Source organism: Megasphaera sp. UBA4382, assembly GCF_002391155.1.
GTDB classification, from domain to species: Bacteria; Bacillota; Negativicutes; order Veillonellales; family Megasphaeraceae; genus Megasphaera; species Megasphaera hexanoica.
In genome coordinates, this window is sequence record NZ_DGRS01000017.1 from 1 (window position 1) to 18,322 (window position 18,322).

Consider the following 18,322-nt stretch of genomic DNA (forward strand, 5'->3'; position numbering starts at 1 on the left):
GGACAAGGTCAAGGGATTTGTGATCACGCATGGTCATGAGGATCATATCGGAGCGATCCCGTATATCTTCAAAGAAATCAACGCGCCGATCTATGGAACCAGACTTTCCCTTGCGTTGATCGAGAGAAAACTCGAAGAGCATGGGCTGAAAGATTCTGTAAAACTCAAAGAAGTCGTGTATGGTCATAAATTCTATATCCATGATTTTAAAGTGGAATTTATCCGTACCAACCACAGTATTTCCGATGCGGCAGCGATTGCGATCCGTACGCCTGCAGGACTGATCCTGCACACAGGTGACTTTAAAGTTGACTACACGCCGGTTTATGGAGATGCGATCAACTTAGCCCGCATGGCTGAACTTGGGCAAAAAGGCGTGCTTGCTGTTTTCAGCGATTCAACGAATGCACCGCGTAAGGGCTACACCATGAGTGAAGCAACGGTCGGAAAGACTTTTGACACCATGTTTGCGCAGCATCAAAAAGAGCGTATTATTGTCGCAACCTTTGCATCAAACGTTGACCGCGTGCAGCAGGTCATCAATACAGCGTATAAGTATAAGAGAAAAGTAGTCTTGGAAGGTCGTTCCATGGTGAATATCATTGAGACGGCAACGGAGCTTGGCTATATCAAGATGCCGAAGAACACTTTGATCACGGTGGATGAGATTGGTAATTATCCTGACCATAAGATTGTGATCATCACGACGGGAAGCCAGGGTGAAAGCATGGCAGCCCTTTCCCGTATGGCAGCGAACAGTCATAAAAAGATCAATATCAAGAGTAATGACGTGATCATCTTCTCGTCCAATCCGATTCCTGGAAATGAGAAGGCGGTATCTAATGTTATGAATGAACTTTCGGCGATGGGCGCTGAAGTCATTTTTGAGCAGGCCCATGTATCGGGCCACGCATGCCAGGAGGAATTAAAACTTCTTTATGCACTCTTAAAACCGAAATATGTGGTTCCGGTACATGGAGAGTTCCGCCACAGAGAAGCGAATGCACAGCTTGCCTATGAGATGGGATACGATGACAAGCATGTCTTTATGATCGAGACCGGAGATGTCCTTGAACTCAGCGAAAAGAAGGGTAAAGTTGTCGATCATGTACAGGCAGGCGGCATCTATGTTGACAACTCCGGCGTGGAAGATGTCGGACGTACGATCTTAGAAGACAGAAAGGACCTTTCAGAGCGCGGTGTCCTGATCGTAACCGTCTGCATTAACACGACAGAACGCTATGTTGTATCGGGCCCTGAGGTCTTTACGAGAGGCTGGGTTTACGATGGCGAAAGCGAAAAACTTATTGAAGAACTAAGGGAAATCATATATAATGCTCTAATCGACTATCTTGCTGGAAACCACTATAATAGAGGTAAAGCAAAGATGATAATCGGTGATGGGGTCCGAAGGTATATTAGAAGCAAAAACAACAAAGGCCCGATGATCTTACCTTTTATTCTGGAAATGGAATAGGACCTTACAACAGGAGTGAATTTTTATGGCGACAGAACCTAGAAAAACAGATCGCAGAAGCACCGGAATGCGCAGCCGGAGCAATATAAATAGAGAACCAGCAGCTTCTTCAGGAACGATCCGAAACAATTTAGAGCGTTATCGTTCTGATAATGTATCTGCCGTTAAAGCCAGACAGGCTTCAAAAAGACCGGAAAGTCAGATTCGCAGAGCAAATCAGAAGGCCCAGAAAAAGCAGCGCACAAAGAAACTGATCATCAGACTCGCGGTTACTTTATTTGTTGTTCTGATCTGCGTTGCATGTTTCCTCTTTACCTACAGAGTTTTCTATGATACTCCGCTGAATGAAGAGGATACGACGAAAGTGGAATTTACGATTACCGATCCTGAGATTTCGGATGAGGAGATTGCAAAGCAGTTAGTAGATCTTGGCGTCATCAACGATGCAAGACTTTATAAACTGCGCACCTATATTTATGATGCGAACTACATTCCGGGAACTTATAAACTCAGCCCGTCTTATTCAACAGAAAAGATCATTAACATCCTTTCCGGATATGACTATTCTGACGGTATGATGGAAGAGTAAATAAGAATAAAAAAGAATATGAAATGACCGATAGGATTGTTCAAAGCAACAATCCTATCTTATTAAGAAAGTAAAAGCATATGATCGTAGATGAAAATATTACAAGCTATCTGCATTCTTTAGAAACGGATAATGAACCGTTTCTGGAAGAACTGCGTTTATATGCTGCGGAACATGATGTCCCGATCATACGCAGGGAAATGGAAAGTTTTCTTTGCGTGTTAATGCAGATGACAAAGGCGGAAAGAGTTCTTGAGATTGGAACGGGGATTGCTTATTCTGCATCTTTTATGGCAAGACATTCAGAAAGTTTAAAGCGGATTGATACGATTGAAAATTATCCGCCAAGGATCGAAAAGGCAAAAGAGACGATTCAAAATTATCAGGAATTAAAAAGCGCGGAGCAAGCTGAAATTCATATGATCGAAGGTGATGCTGCTAAAGAGATCAAGGCGCTTGAAGAGCCTTACGATATGATCTTTCTAGACGGTCCGAAAGCGCAGTATCTTTCAATGCTTCCGGATCTGCTTAGAGTTTTAAAGGCGGGTGGTATTTTGCTTGCAGATAATGTGCTTCAGGACGGGGAACTTGTAAGGTCCCGTTATGTAACACAAAGACGTGACCGAACGATCCACGAGCGCATGAGGGATTTTGTATATGAAGTAAAACATCATCCGCAGCTTACGACAAGTGTGATCACGATCGGGGACGGAGTGACGCTGAGCTATAAGAAGGCGGCGGATGAAAACTGATCACGCATGATGCGGGTCTAAATAAAGATTAATAATCAGAGATAGGACCAAGTATGACAGAAAAGACAAATACAATTAAAAAACCGGAACTCTTAGCTCCGGCGGGAAGCCTTCCGGTGCTGAAGGTAGCCGTGAAGTACGGCGCAGATGCTGTTTATATCGGAGGAGAAGCGTTCTCTTTAAGAGCCAATGCTCATAACTTCACCTTAGACGAAATGAAAGAAGGCGTAGAGTTTGCGCATACACATGGCGTAAAGGTTTATGTGACTGCAAATATCCTTGCGCATAATCAGGATCTTGATGAAGCGGAGAAGTACTTTAAAGATCTTAAAGAGATTGGGCCGGATGCGATCCTGATCTCGGATCCGGGTATCTTTACGATCGCAAAAAAGATCGTGCCGGAGATTGAACTTCATATCAGCACCCAGGCAAATAATACAAACTACGGAACTTTCCGGTTCTGGCATGATCTTGGGGCAACCAGAGTGGTAACCGCCAGGGAGCTTTCGCTTGCAGAGATTAAAGATATTAAAGAGCATCTTCCGGAAGGAATGGAAATCGAAAGTTTTATTCACGGAGCAATGTGTATTTCCTATTCCGGCCGCTGCCTGTTGAGCAATTACTTCACCCAGAACCGCGACTCCAACCGGGGCCAGTGCGTCCAGTGCTGCCGGTTTAAATATAACGTAGTTGAAGAAAAGCGGCCGGGCCAGTATTTTCCCGTCGTAGAGGACGAACGGGGGACATATATCTTCAACTCCAAAGACCTCTGCCTCCTGCCGTACCTGCCGGATCTGTACGATGCCGGCCTGTGCAGTCTGAAAATCGAAGGCCGCATGAAGAGCGTCCATTACGTGGCTACGGTCGTCAAGGTATACCGCCAGGCTATCGATGCTTACGAACGTGACCCGGAACATTTCCACGTGCGCCCCGAATGGCTTCAGGAGCTGGAAAAGATTTCCCACCGGCCCTATACGCGGGGCTTCTCCGTGTCCCGTCCGACCGAAGCAGATCAGGTATACAGCCATTCCAGCAATACCCAGACTCACGAATTCATCGGCCTCGTCCGTTCCTATGACCGGGAAAAGCACATCGTCTGGGTCGAACAGCGGAATCATTTCAAGACCGGTCAGACCGTAGAATTTCTCCAGCCGAAAGGACCGCTGGTCACCCTTACCCTGCCGGCCATGACCGATGGTGACGGCAACACCATCACGGCGGCCCCCCATGCCCAGCAGCTCGTAGGCATCCCCTGCGATACGCCGCTGGAAGAGTACAGTATGATGCGCCGCGAGGTGATCCGTCATGATGCTTGATGCCGACTGGGTGTATTTCAAGATCGATCCCGGCAATATGACCTTCGTCACCCGTATCATGGAAGGATTTGAATACGTCGGCGTCGTCACGGCCCTCGATGGGAAAAAGGGCATCGGCTTCGTGCGCACTACGGCGGACACGGCCGATGCGGCACGGCGCATCCTTCTGGCCCTGCCCTTTATGGTGACGCTCCTGACGAGGGAAGAAGCACTGAAAGAAACAGAAGAATAGAATAAACAGCCGGCGGCCTGTATGGTACGGACTGCCATTGCGGACACACCTTTCATCTTTGTCAACTACCAGATGAAGGTGTGTTTTTTTGTGGTATTCTATATTTAGTACGTTTTTCGTGAAATTTCCGTAAATAGGGATAACAAACCCTTAAAAAAATATTTTAAGTAGTGTATAATATTTGCATACAAGGATTTTGTTAATCTGCCAAAGCTTAGATAGGAAGACAAATAGAGGAACGGCTGTCCCGGTACGATGGGAGCAGACCGGTATCGATGCAGCTGTTTCCTGCGTGAGGAGGAAATCGTATGAGAAAATCGAATTGTCTGGCCATGATACTGGCAGGCGGCAAAGGCAGCCGTCTCGGTGTCCTGACAAAAGATCAAGCCAAGCCTGGGCTGCTCTTTGGCGGTAAATACCGTATCATTGATTTTACCCTGAGCAACTGCCGCCATTCCGGCATCGGGACGGTCGGCATCCTGACCCAGTACCAGCCGCTGGAACTGAACTGGTACGTCGGCAACGGCAGCTCCTGGGACCTCGATAATGACACGGGGGGAACCTTCGTACTGCCGCCGTACACCAATGGCAATGGTACGAACTGGTACCGCGGGACGGCCGATGCCATTTATCAGAATCTGAACTTCGTCGAAATGATAGGGGATGACTACGTGCTCATCCTGTCGGGCGACCACATTTATTCCATGGATTATTCCAAAATGCTGGATTTCCATAAGAAACATCAGGCGAAAGTCACCATCGGCACCATCCGCGTGCCCTGGGATGAAGCGAGCCGCTTTGGCATCATGGTAGCTGATGACAACATGCGCATCACGAAATTCCAGGAAAAACCGAAGCAGCCCGAAAGCAACCTGGCCTCCATGGGCATCTATATTTTTGACCGGCCGGTGCTGGAACGGTATCTGCGGGCCGACGCCAAGGATGAAACGTCGGAACACGATTTTGGAAAAAACGTCATCCCGGCCATGCTGAGAGATCAGATAGCACTCTATGCCTATCCCTTTGAAGGATACTGGAAAGATGTCGGTACCATTGACAGCCTCTGGCAGGCCAACATGGACCTTCTGGCCGACGAACCGCCTCTGGACCTGAGCGATCCCGACTGGCGCATCTATGCCGGCAACCAGTCCATGCCGCCTCATTTCATCGGGCCGAAAGGCAGCGCCAAGAGTGCTCTCATCGCAGAAGGCGCGGCCATCCTGGGCCAGGTATCCGATTCGGTCATATTCTATAATGTCACCGTCGAAGAAGGCGCCCGGGTCACCAATTCGGTCATCATGCCGGGAACCGTCGTCGAATCCGGCGCTGTCGTAGACAAGGCCATCATCGGCGAAGACTGCATCATCCACAGCGGTGCGGTCGTACACAAAAAAGACGGGTCCGTCGCCGTACTGGGCCGTCATGGCGAAGTGACCGCCGCAGCAACCAGCAAAGGAGATGCATAAGTATGGGCAGCGAAATGATGGGTCTTATCAATTTACAGGACAGCAAGACACTCCCTGAACTCAATGAACACCGCCCGCTGGCGACCGTGCCTATGGGAGGCAAGTTCCGCCTCATTGATTTCACTCTTTCCAATATGGTAAACGCCGGGATCGGCAACGTAGGTATCCTCCTGTCGTCCCAGTCCCGCTCCGTATTGGACCACATCCGCTCGGGGAAGGAATGGGGACTGGCCCGCAAACGGGACGGCCTGTTCTATCTGCCGGCTGACGTGGAAGATATCATCCATCCCGTAGAAGGGGATATCCATTCTTTTTACAAGAATCTGCTTTTCGTCAAGCGCGGCCACAGCCCGTACATCCTGGCGACCAGCTGCGATCTGGTGCAGAATATCGATTACGAGGAAGTGCTCCATTTCCACCGCCGTCATAATGCCGACGTGACTATGATTTATACGCAGGTGCCGAAAGGCAAGGAAAAAGAAGGCTACGTCCTGGAAATCAACGACAAGGACCGGATCACGGGCATCAATTCCAAGGCGGAAATCCAGGCCGGGGACAACCTGTACCAGCGCCAGATCCTCATCGACACGGAAATCTATCAGCACTGCGTCCGCCGGGCTTACGCCAAAGGCTATAAAGATTTTATCACCGACGTCCTCAAGCGCAATGTAGACCGCCTGCGGATTTTTGGCTATAATTATAAGGGGTACGTAAAACGCGTCGATTCTATCCAGTCTTATTTTGAAACCAATATGGACTTCCTCGACGTCCATACCTGGCGGGACATATTCCTCCAGAACCAGCGCCATATCTATACGAAGATCAAGGACGAAGCGCCGGCAAAATACATGGAAGAATCGCACGTCACCAATTCCCTTGTGGCCAACGGCTGCATCATCGAAGGCAAAGTCGAAAATTCGATTCTCTTCCGCAAAGTGCGGGTAGGGAAGAATGCCGTTATCCGCAATAGTATTGTCATGCAGCACTCCGTCGTTGGTGCCGATGCCAATCTGGATTATGTCGTATGCGACAAAAACGCCGTCATCCAGCCGGAGGCTGAACTTTCGGGAACACGAGAAACACCGCTTTGCATCGGCAAATGTTCCGTCATCTAAAAAAGGAGTCCTGAAATAGTGAACACGTGGCAGGATAAAGAAGAATTCAAGAGTGAATTTACCAAAAAAGCACACATTTTGTGGGAAAAGGATCTGCCCGATCTGACACCGAACGAAGTATATCAGACCGTAGCCTTCATGGTCCGTGATTTGGTAAGTGAAGACTGGATCCGCACGAATGAAACCTATGCCGAAGAAAAGGCGAAACAGGTCTACTATTTTTCCATCGAGTTCCTCCTGGGGCGGCTGCTCGATTCCAACCTCATCGGCCTGGGCATGGAAGATGTCTGCCGGGCCGGGCTCAAGGACCTGGGCTGGGACCTGGACCGGATCATCCCGGAAGAACGGGATCCGGGACTGGGAAACGGGGGCCTGGGCAGACTGGCTGCCTGCTTCATCGATTCCCTGGCAGCGCTCCAGCTTCCTGGCCATGGCTGCAGTATCCGCTATCAGTACGGACTCTTCAATCAGCGCATCATCGACGATCAGCAGGTCGAACTGCCTGACAGCTGGCTGGCCGACGGATTCCCCTGGGAAGTCAAGAAGGTCGATAAGGCCGTCAACGTGCGCTTTGGCGGCAACGCCTACATGCGCCCTTCCGAAGACGGCGGCCTGGAATGTGTCTACGAAAAATATTCTTCTGTCCGTGCCGTGCCCTACGATGTCCCCATCGTAGGCTATCACAACCATACGGTGAACACCCTGCGCCTGTGGCGGGCCGAATATTCCCGGGAAGATATGTACCGCGAATTGTCTCTGGGCGACCGGCACCGGGCATTCCACTACAAGAACAGCGTGCAGCTCATTTCCCGTTTCCTCTATCCCGAAGACAGCACGGAAGAAGGGCGCAAGCTGCGGCTCATGCAGGAATACTTCATGGTATCGGCGGGCCTGCAGTCCATCGTGCGCTATTACAAGAAAAAAATCAAAGAAAGCCTGTATAAATTCGATCAGTACATCGCTATCCATATCAACGATACCCATCCGGCCCTGGTCATCCCCGAACTCATGCGCATCCTCATGGATGAAGAAGGACTTTCGTGGGATGCGGCCTGGAATGTGACCGTCCGCACCGTGGCCTATACGAACCACACCATCCTGCCGGAAGCGATGGAACGCTGGTCCATTCCCATGTTCAAGTCCCTGCTGCCGCGGATTTATCTCATCGTGGAAGAACTGAACCGGCGCTGGCTGGCCGAAGTCCGCAAGCGCTTCCCCGGCGACGAAGACAAGGCCCGCGATGTGGCCGTCCTCTGGGATGGACAGGTCCACATGGCCCATCTGGCTGTCCTCGGCAGCCACAGTGTCAACGGGGTTGCGGAAATCCACTCTCAGATCCTGAAGGACTCGACGCTGCACCAGTTCTACACCTGTTTCCCGTCGCGTTTTTCCAATAAGACCAATGGCGTCTCCCACCGGCGCTGGCTCATCCAGTCCAATCCGCAGCTGGCAGGACTGCTCGATGACACCATCGGGCCGGACTGGCGGCTGGAAGCCAAACGCCTCATGGACGTGGAAAAATTTTCCAAAGACCCGGCCTTCCTCGAACGGCTGGCCCAGGTGAAACAGACCCGCAAATACATCCTGGCCGATTATATCCAGCAGAAGTATGAAGTAAAGGTAGACCCGGCATCGATCTTTGATATCCAGATCAAGCGGATCCATCTCTACAAACGGCAGCTCCTCAATATTCTCCACGTCCTGCACCTGTATTACGTCCTCAAGGCCAATCCCCGGATGCAGATTACGCCGAGGACCTTCCTTTTTGGCGGCAAGGCAGCTGCCGGCTATGGGGAAGCCAAGCAGACCATCAAGCTCATCAACGTCGTGGCCCGGCTGGTCAACAACGACCGCCGTATCCGCAAGCAGATGCGCGTCCTCTTCCTGGAAAACTACAACGTCTCCCTGGGCCAGCTCCTGTTTCCGGCCGCCGATGTGAGCGAACAGATCTCTACGGCCGGAAAAGAAGCGTCTGGTACGGGGAATATGAAATTCATGATGAACGGGGCCATCACCCTGGGCACCATGGACGGGGCCAACGTGGAAATCCACCGCGAAGTGGGTGATGACAACTGCGTCATCTTCGGCCTCCGGGCCAACGAAGTCATGGATTATTATATCCACGGCGGCTATTCCTCGTGGAATATGTACAGCGAAGATGCGGATATCCGCCAGATCATGAACAGCCTCGTCGATGGATCTTTGGGAAATGGCGAATCCTTCGGCATGCTCTACGATTCACTCCTGGACCGCAACGATGAATTCTTCGTCTTGAAAGATTTCAAACCCTACTGTCAGGCACAGCAGGAAATCGAACGGCGCTACAACAAACGCCTCCAGTGGCTCCATTCCAGCGCCGTCAATATCGCCCATTCGGGCTATTTTTCCAGTGACCGGACCATCCGCCAGTACGCATCGGGAATCTGGCACCTGAAACCGGTCAAGAGTTGATGTAATAAAGGAGGTGTGCACGGATGAAACTCAGTGCCATCGATGATTATAGTACCTATCTGTATCATCAGGGAACGAACGACAGCAGTTACCGCCTCTTTGGCGCGCATTTTACGGCGTACCGGCGCAAAGCCTGCGTGCGCTTTGCCGTGTGGGCACCTCATGCACAGGCCGTCAGCGTCGTCGGTGATTTCAATGAATGGGATGAAACGGCCGACCCCATGACGCGCAGCGACAAGGGAAATGGCATCTGGACCTGCTATATTTCCGGTCTTTCCGAAGGGGATAACTACAAATACGCCATCACGACGGCTTCGGGCGATGTCATCCTCAAAAGCGACCCCTATGCCTTCTGGTCGGAAGTCCGGCCCGATACGGCATCGAAGCTGACCAAGCTCCATTATACGTGGAAAGACAAGAAATGGATGGCCAGCCGTAAAGACTACGATTCATACGCCCAGCCCATGCTGACCTATGAAGTCCACTTGGGCTCGTGGCGGCGCAGAGAAAACGGCGATATGCTGACCTACCGGGAACTGGCAGACCAGCTGGTAGACTACGTGAAAGATATGCATTATACCCATATCGAGCTCATGCCGCTGTGCGAATATCCTTTTGACGGCTCCTGGGGCTATCAGGGGACGGGCTATTTCTCCGTGACCAGCCGTTACGGCAGGCCGGAAGATTTCATGTATTTCGTCGATCACTGCCACCAAAACGGTATCGGCGTCATCGTAGACTGGGTACCGGGCCATTTCTGCCGCGATGCCCACGGCCTGCGATATTTTGATGGCGAACCGTGCTACGAATCGGGCAATCCCATCCTGGCAGAAAACAAGGAATGGGACACCATGAATTTCGATTATGGCCGCACGGAAGTGCAGTCCTTCCTCATTTCCAGCGCCCTCTTTTTCCTGAAGGAATTCCACGTCGATGGCCTGCGCATCGATGCCGTGGCCAACATGCTGTACCTCGACTACGGCCACAGCGACGGCCAGTGGCAGCCCAATAAATACGGCGGCCGGGAAAACCTGGAAGCCATCGATTTCATCCGCCGCCTCAATAAAGCCGTCTTCGCCGAAGTCCCCCAGGCCCTGATGATCGCCGAAGAATCGTCGGCCTGGCCGCTGGTGACGAAACCCATCGAAGTGGGCGGACTGGGATTCAATTATAAATGGAATATGGGCTGGATGAACGACATGCTGCGCTATATGTCCATGGATCCCTTGTTCCGCAAAGACCATCAGAACCTCATTACCTTTTCCCTGTGCTACGCCTTTTCGGAAAATTTCGTCCTGCCCCTGTCCCACGATGAAGTCGTCCACGGCAAACGGTCGCTCCTGGATAAGATGCCCGGCGATTACTGGAAGAAATTTGCCGGCCTGCGGGCCTTTTACGGCTACTGGATGTCTCATCCGGGCAAGAAGCTCCTGTTCATGGGCGGCGATTTCGGCCAGTTCATCGAATGGAAATACGATGACAGCCTGGACTGGCATCTCCTCGATTACGACATGCACCGCAAACTGCACGACTACGTACGGGAACTGAACGGATTCTATGCATCCCATCGCGAATTCTGGCAGGAAGACTTCGACTGGTCCGGCTTTTCCTGGATCAGCTGTGATGACCGGGACAACAGCGTCATCGCCTTCTTCCGCAAGGGAATCCACAAGGAAGACCTGACCATCGTCGTCTGCAATTTCACGCCTGTCGTGCGCCACGATTACCGCTTCGGCGTGCCCCAGCCCGGCACCTATGTGGAAGTCTTAAACAGCGATGACAGCCGCTTTGGCGGATCCGGCGTGGTCAATGAAGGAAAATTTACGGCAGAAGACATCTCCATGCACGGCATGGACCAGTCCCTGTCCCTGACGCTGCCACCGCTGGCAGCCATATACATCGAACTCGATTCGGTGGCAGAAGCTCACCGCACCGTATCGGCTGCTATGAGCGGCACCGTACAGAAACGGCGCGCCCCGGCCCGGGGAAAATCCCGGACAGGCAAGGCTTCCTCCAAGAAGAGGACCGGGAAAAAACAAAGTTGAACAACATGATCATCATACGATGGGATCCTAATTTTAAGAGTGTACTAAGAAGGTGATACAGATGGTAAAAGTATTGTTTGCGGCTTCCGAGGCCGTTCCTTTTATCAAGACCGGAGGCCTGGCAGATGTCATGGGAGCGCTGCCGAAGGCACTGGCATCCAAAGGGATGGATGTGCGTCTGGTCATTCCCAAATACAGCCAGATCGCCGAATCGTTCCGGGCACAGATGAAACCGGTCACCCACGGCATCGTCAACCTGGCCTGGCGCCAGCTCTACTATGGCGTAGAAGAAATCGACTGGAACGGCGTCACGGTCTACTTCATCGATAACGAATGGTATTTCAAACGGGACCGCCTCTATGGGTTTGATGACGACGACGAACGGTTCGCTTATTTTTGCCGCGCCGTCCTGACCATGCTCCCAAAAGTGGGATTCCAGCCGGACATCATCCACTGCAACGACTGGCATACGGGCCTCATGGGCGTCTTCCTGAAAGAAGATTTCTATCATGACCCGTTCTACCAGCACATGAAGATTATCTATACCATCCACAATCTCAAATACCAGGGGATTTACCCGCCATCCATCATGCGCGACATCATCGGCCTGCCGCAGGAACTCTTTGACAACGGCAACCTGGAATGTGATGGCTGCGTCAACTACATGAAATCAGGCATGGTCTATGCCGATTACATTACGACTGTGAGCAAGACCTATGCCCAGGAAATCACCTATCCTTATTTCGGGGAACGTCTGGATGGCTATATCCGCTCGGCCCGGGACCGCATCACGGGCATCATCAACGGCCTCGATGAAGATGAATACAATCCGGCGGCGGATAGGCATATCGCCGCGACTTATACGGCCGATACCTTCCCGGCCAGGAAGCATATCAACAAGGAAGCCCTGCAGCGGGAACTGGGCCTTCCTGTCAACCGCAATATCCCCGTCGTCGCCATGGTGACCCGCCTGGTAGCGGATAAGGGACTGGATCTGGTGACCTGCATCATGGATGAACTCATCGAAGAAGATATCCAGCTGGTCATCGTCGGCACCGGCGACTGGGCCTACGAAGATGCCTTCCGCAATCTGGCCCGGCGCTATCCGACCAAGGTGTCGGCCAACATCCTCTTCAACGAAGGCCTGGCCCATCAGGTATATGCTGCCGCCGACATCTTCATGATGCCGTCCCGCTACGAACCATGCGGCCTGAGCCAGCTCATCGCCCTCAAATACGGGGCCGTGCCGGTCGTCCGGGAAACGGGAGGACTCAAGGATACGGTCATCCCCTTCGATAAGTATACGAATCAGGGCAACGGCCTGACATTCATGAACTTCAATGCCCATGAACTGCTGTTTACCGTCAAGAGAGCCCTCAGCTACTACGCCGATCCCGTCGTCTGGGAACACCTCGTCCGCAATGCCATGGAAAGCGATTACGGATGGGACCGCTCGGCCCAGGCCTATGCGGATCTGTATCACACCGTATTAGACAGATAATGACACAAAGGACCCCTGCCCGGCATGCTGCGGCAGGGGTTTTGCGATAAAGAAAGGAACGACTATGGAACTACGCCTATATCATGATTCCCACGACAGCCACTACCGGTCCCGCTTTGGCGCCGTACCGTCCGGGTCAGAGCTGACCCTGCGCCTGTCCGTCAGCGGCCGGCCGACCTCTTCTTGTAAGGCCACCGTACGGCTCTGGCAGAGCAATGCCGGGGAATCGCTCGTCCCCATGACAGCCGCAGGGGATACCTTTGCCGCGACCTGGCAGGTACCGCAGAAGGGCTGCCTCTTGTGGTATTATTTCATCGTCGAATGGGACGGCAAACGCCTGTACTACGGCAATAACCAGGACCACCTCGGCGGCGTGGGAGCCCTCTATGACACGGTGCCGCCGGCGTTTCAGATTACTGTCTACGACAAGAACGCCCACACGCCGGACTGGTTCAAACACGCCATCGTCTACCAGATTTTCCCCGACCGCTTCTGCCGCGGCCGCATGGACTGGCAGCACCTGGCGGGCAAACCCGGTGCCGTCATCCACAGCTCCTGGGACGACCGGCCCTATTACTGCAAGAATACGGAAACAGGTGATGTGGTCCAGTACGATTTCTTTGGCGGCGACCTGGCCGGCATCGGGAAGAAACTCGACTACCTCGCAGATTTAGGCGTTACGGCCATCTATCTCAACCCGGTCTTTGAAAGCTGCAGCAACCACCGCTATGGCACGGGAGACTATCACCGCATCGACCCCTTCCTGGGGACTAATGACGAATTTTCTGCCCTGTGCGAAAAAGCGCGCAAGCGGGGCATCCGCATCATCCTCGACGGCGTATTCAGCCATACCGGCGCCGACAGCATCTATTTCAACCGCTTCGGCCATTATCCGTCCCTGGGCGCCTATCAGTCCAAAGAATCGCCGTACTATGAATGGTACCGCTTTACGGACTACCCCGACGACTATGAATCGTGGTGGGGTGTCAAGGACCTGCCGGACGTAGAAGAAACGACGCCGTCCTATATGGATTTCATCATCCGCAGTGAAAACAGTGTCCTCAAATACTGGCTGGGCCAGGGCATCAGCGGCTGGCGCCTCGACGTCATCGACGAACTGCCCGTGCCGTTTTTGCGCAGTTTCTATCATACGCTCAAAGAAGAAAATCCCGATGCCGTCCTCATCGGCGAAGTCTGGGAAGACGCTTCCAATAAGATTGCCTACAGCGAGCAGCGGGAATACCTCTGCGGTTACGATATAGACAGTGCCATGAATTACGCCCTCCGGGCCATGGCCGTGGCCTTCGTGCTGGGCCAGAAAGACGGCGGCCGCCTGGGGCGGGAACTCATGCAGCTGGTGGAGAACTATCCGCCGGAAAACTGGTATGCCATGCTCAACCTCATCAGCAGCCACGACATCGAACGGATCCTCACGGTCTGCCAGAGCAGTGATGCCGATGTGCGCGGCGAATCCGTCGCCATAGGCCGGGTGAAGCTGCTCATGGCCTGGCAGATGACCATGCCGGGCGCGCCTTGTATCTACTATGGCGACGAAGCCGGCCTCACTGGGGGAAAAGACCCGGATAACCGCCGTACCTATCCCTGGGGCCACGAAAACATGAGCCTCCTGCGCTGGGTGAAACGGCTGACAGCCCTGCGGCGCAAACACGATGCCCTGCAGACGGGGCGGTTCATCCCCCTGTACAGCAAGGGCGATGTCTACGTATATTGCCGGTCCATCGAAGGCGGCCGCGATGTCTTTGATAAGCCCGCCCGGGACGGACTGTTTGTCATCGCCATCAACCGCAGCACGACGGCCGTCCATTCCATCAGCCTCTATACGGACGGACTGCTGTACGGTAAATTGTACAACGCCCTCGTCCCCAATATGGAACCGCTGGAAACGACGGGCAGCCGCCTCGATCTGACCCTGCCGCCACTCAGCATTGTCGTCCTGGCCGGACAAGAAGGGGGAAAACGGCGGGCCGGCATCCTCCTGCATCCTACGTCCCTGCCGTCGCCGTGGGGCTGTGGCGACCTGGGGGAACAAGCCTATCATTTCATCGATTTCCTCAAGACCGCCGGCCAGAGCCTGTGGCAGGTCCTGCCGCTGACACCGCCTCTCGACGGCGATTCGCCGTATTACTCGCGGTCGGCCTTTGCCATGAACGAACGGCTCATTTCCCTCGATTTCCTGTACCGGGCAGGCTGGCTCAAAAGAGAACGCTATGACCAGTACCGCCAGGAAGCGGCGGGAACCTCGTCCTGGGACGAAGCCTGGCAGTGCAAGGAACGCGCCCTCTGGGATATGTCCCACGACCCGGACCTGGTCATTCCCTGGCAGCCTTTTGACACATTCTGCAGAAAAAATAAGAGCTGGCTCGATGACTACGCCCTGTTTTGTGCCGTCCGTGACTTCTTCAAAGGAAAGGCCTGGACCGAATGGCCGGAAGACATTGCCCGCCACGAAGATGCGGCCTGTGCCCGCTACCGTAAGGAACTGGCCGGTGCGGTCGATCATTACCGCTTCCTTCAGTACATCGTACACCGTCAGTGGCAGGACGTGTGCACCTATGCCCATGACAACGGCGTCTCTATCCTGGGGGATATCCCCATGTTCGTCGCCCACGACAGCGCCGACTGCTGGTCCCATCAGGGCCTGTTCGACCTCGATGAGGCAGGAAATCCCAGGAGTGTGGCCGGCGTGCCGCCTGACTATTTCAGTGCCGAAGGCCAGCTCTGGGGCAACCCCCTCTACGATTACCAGGCAATGGCAAAAGACGGATACGACTGGTGGGTCCAGCGCTTCCGCCACACCCTGTCCCTGGTCGATGAAGTGCGGATCGACCATTTCCGCGGATTTTCCGCATACTGGTCTATCCCGGCCGGAGCCAGGACGGCCCGGGAAGGGCAATGGAAACCGGCACCGGGAGAAGACATTCTGCGCCGGGTCTATCAGGAACTGGGGCCGGTGCGGCTCATCGCCGAAGACCTGGGCATCATCACCGACGACGTATGCCGCCTGCGCAGCCATTTCTCCCTGCCGGGGATGCGGGTCCTGCCGTTCCATCTGAAAGAACGGTCTGACGGCCGGCTGTCCTTCGATACGGAACCGTGTTCCATCGCCTATACGGGGACTCACGACAATGACACTACCCGGGGCTGGTACGAATCCCTGCCGGAAGAACAGCAGCAGCGCCTGTGCCTCATGCTGCACCTGTCTAATGATGCCATGGCCAGCGAAGTGACGGCGGCCCTCATCGCATACGTCTACAGCCGCCGGGCGGAAACGGCCATCGTGCCCTTCCAGGACCTGCTGTTCCTGCCGTCATCGGGCCGGATGAACACGCCGGGGACCGTAGAAGGCAACTGGCACTGGCAGCTGAAAGACGGCCAGATGCGCCTGGACCTGGCCCGCTGGCTCTCCCGCCTCTGTCATACGTACCACCGCTGAGAAGGGAACGGGCCATGATCATCAGTGCCAGCCGCCCCGTACGAAGAAACTAGTTTATCTGACAAGTAAGCATTATCATACATACTCCCTTCAGGATAATCGTTCCTGAGGGGAGTTTTTCTATATAAACTGCCTGCAGATTAAAATTTTCTCCCTATTTTCTAATCTGCATTTTTTTGACATATGCTGTATTTTGTGCTAGGCTCAAATCAGTTCGTTTGCAGGAAGTGCAAATGCATCATGCAAAAAAATTTACATCTTGAAAGGAGAATCTGTGACATGGAAAGCAAGGAAGTCTTTTCCTGGGATGACGAGATCGAAATCGTCAAACAGGACTATATCGAACTGGAGCCGGGAGAATATCCCTTTACGGTACAGAACATCACCCGGTCCTATTTTGACGGCAGTGACAAAATCCCTGCCTGTCATGAAATGGATGTGGAACTCCTCGTGGAGACGCCGGACGGTGATGCCATCGTCCACGACCGGTTTTATTTCTGCCGGAAAATGCTGTTCAAGATATCGAGTTTCGCCATGACGTTGGGACTGGCCCGGGTGGGGGATCGCCTGAAAATCGACTGGCCGGCCTTGCGCGGCCGCAGCGGACGGGCGCGGATTTCGACACGGGAATACAAGAACCGCCTGTATAATCAGATAGACCGGTATATCATCCCCGAAGAGGACGAGTGCCGTGCCTTCTGACCGGCAGGATCTTCTGGAGGCCCTGTCGTGGATCGACCCGGCATCCTGTACGTATCAGGAATGGTGCGACGTCGGTATGGCCCTCAAATACGAGGGCTGTACGGCCGGCGACTGGGACAGTTGGAGCCGCCGCGACATGGCCCGCTATCACAGCGGGGAATGCGAACGGAAATGGCAGACCTTTTCCAATACGAGGACGCCCTGCGTGACCGGCGGCACCATCATGCAGATGGCCATGGACCGGGGATACGGCAGGGAAAAGGGTGGTAATCTCCCTATTTCCCTTGACGAAGCCATCTACATCGACCCGGGGCCGCAGGCAATCCGCATCGCCCCGGCGGCCGCATGTCCTCGGGAAAGCCGGCGGCCTCTCACGGAGCCGCCGCCCCAATGGGACCCCTGTCAGGATATACGGGACTTTCTGGAACGGCTTTTTTCGCCTGATGATTACGTGGGATACGTCATGAAGTCCATGGAACAGAAAGACCGCTGCGTGCCGGCAGGACGGGGCGTATATGGCCGGAAACAGCGCCACATCATCAAAGCCCTCGAAGCCAGCCACGACGTGGGCTATGCCCTGGGGGACTACGACTACCGCGGCGGGGCCTGGGTGCGCATCAACCCGCTGGATGGAAAAGGAGTGCGCAACAGCAACGTGCGGGAATTTACCTATGTACTGGCCGAAGCAGATGACCAGACTTTACAGCAGCAGCTCGATCGGATATGCAGCCTGAAGTTGCCCGTGGCTGCGCTCGTTTACAGTGGAGGAAAAAGTCTGCACGCCGTCGTACATATCGATGCCGGTACGGATTATGACCTGTACCGCCAGCGCGTCGATTTCCTGTACAAGACCTGCCATGAACACGGCTATCACGTTGATGTGTCCAACCGCAACCCCGCGCGGCTCATGCGCCTGCCTGGTATCCGCCGCGGCGAAAGCTGGCAGTACCTCATACCCTATGACAGTCCCTTTCAGTCCTACACGGAATGGCTGGCTGCGCTGGACGATGAAAAAGAGGGGGAAACGCCCATTGAAAACCTGTCCCGCCTGCGCCGCAACCCGCCGCCTCTCGATCCGGTACTCATCGACGGCCTTTTGCGGCAGGGCCATAAAATGATGCTTGCCGGGCCCAGCAAGGCGGGAAAATCCTTTGCCCTCATCGAACTGTGCATCGCCATAGCCGAAGGGACCTCCTGGCTGGGACAATTCCCCTGCCACCGG

General features: G+C 53.8%; 13 protein-coding genes. All 13 read left to right on the forward strand.

Translation table 11 applies throughout. The features are described from left to right. The coding region (locus tag B4H10_RS01800) for a ribonuclease J (protein WP_292018053.1) at positions 1 to 1,477 on the forward strand (1,477 nt) is incomplete at its 5' end. A gap of 25 nt (positions 1,478 to 1,502) precedes the next feature. Then, a complete protein-coding gene (locus B4H10_RS01805; RefSeq protein WP_292018054.1) occupies positions 1,503 to 2,066 on the forward strand; it encodes a hypothetical protein in 564 nt (187 codons plus the stop codon). Between the two features lie 80 nt (positions 2,067 to 2,146). Further along, positions 2,147 to 2,818: an O-methyltransferase gene (locus tag B4H10_RS01810; protein ID WP_292018055.1), complete on the forward strand. Its 672-nt coding sequence runs from the start codon at positions 2,147 to 2,149 to the stop codon at positions 2,816 to 2,818. 53 nt (positions 2,819 to 2,871) lie between these two features. Beyond that, the gene (locus tag B4H10_RS01815; RefSeq protein WP_292018056.1) at positions 2,872 to 4,134 is read left to right on the forward strand and encodes a peptidase U32 family protein; all 1,263 of its coding nucleotides are present in this window, start codon (positions 2,872 to 2,874) and stop codon (positions 4,132 to 4,134) included. Further along, complete coding sequence (locus B4H10_RS01820; protein ID WP_349678332.1) at positions 4,124 to 4,366, forward strand: DUF4911 domain-containing protein; 243 nt, start codon at positions 4,124 to 4,126, stop codon at positions 4,364 to 4,366. Before B4H10_RS01815 ends, B4H10_RS01820 begins: the two co-directional genes overlap by 11 nt. A 308-nt stretch (positions 4,367 to 4,674) precedes the next feature. Continuing rightward, a complete protein-coding gene (locus B4H10_RS01825; protein WP_170088093.1) occupies positions 4,675 to 5,832 on the forward strand; it encodes a glucose-1-phosphate adenylyltransferase in 1,158 nt (385 codons plus the stop codon). Between the two features lie 2 nt (positions 5,833 to 5,834). Beyond that, on the forward strand, positions 5,835 to 6,947 hold the full coding sequence (glgD, locus tag B4H10_RS01830) for a glucose-1-phosphate adenylyltransferase subunit GlgD (protein WP_236699638.1): 1,113 nt from the start codon (positions 5,835 to 5,837) through the stop codon (positions 6,945 to 6,947). Between the two features lie 18 nt (positions 6,948 to 6,965). Beyond that, complete coding sequence (locus B4H10_RS01835; protein ID WP_150824761.1) at positions 6,966 to 9,398, forward strand: glycogen/starch/alpha-glucan phosphorylase; 2,433 nt, start codon at positions 6,966 to 6,968, stop codon at positions 9,396 to 9,398. A gap of 23 nt (positions 9,399 to 9,421) precedes the next feature. Continuing rightward, the gene (glgB, locus tag B4H10_RS01840; RefSeq protein ID WP_292018057.1) at positions 9,422 to 11,443 is read left to right on the forward strand and encodes a 1,4-alpha-glucan branching protein GlgB; all 2,022 of its coding nucleotides are present in this window, start codon (positions 9,422 to 9,424) and stop codon (positions 11,441 to 11,443) included. A gap of 61 nt (positions 11,444 to 11,504) precedes the next feature. Further along, positions 11,505 to 12,944: a glycogen synthase GlgA gene (gene glgA / locus B4H10_RS01845; protein ID WP_059075929.1), complete on the forward strand. Its 1,440-nt coding sequence runs from the start codon at positions 11,505 to 11,507 to the stop codon at positions 12,942 to 12,944. A gap of 64 nt (positions 12,945 to 13,008) precedes the next feature. Then, positions 13,009 to 16,398 carry a 4-alpha-glucanotransferase gene (gene malQ, locus B4H10_RS01850; protein ID WP_292018058.1) on the forward strand — a complete coding sequence of 1,130 codons (3,390 nt, stop codon included), beginning with the start codon at positions 13,009 to 13,011 and terminating at the stop codon, positions 16,396 to 16,398. Positions 16,399 to 16,677: 279 nt separating this feature from the next. Then, positions 16,678 to 17,100: a hypothetical protein gene (locus B4H10_RS01855; protein WP_059076082.1), complete on the forward strand. Its 423-nt coding sequence runs from the start codon at positions 16,678 to 16,680 to the stop codon at positions 17,098 to 17,100. After that, positions 17,090 to 18,322 (forward strand): PriCT-2 domain-containing protein (locus B4H10_RS01860; RefSeq protein ID WP_292018059.1); only part of this gene is annotated, 1,233 nt, incomplete at its 3' end. The genes B4H10_RS01855 and B4H10_RS01860, both read left to right, overlap by 11 nt.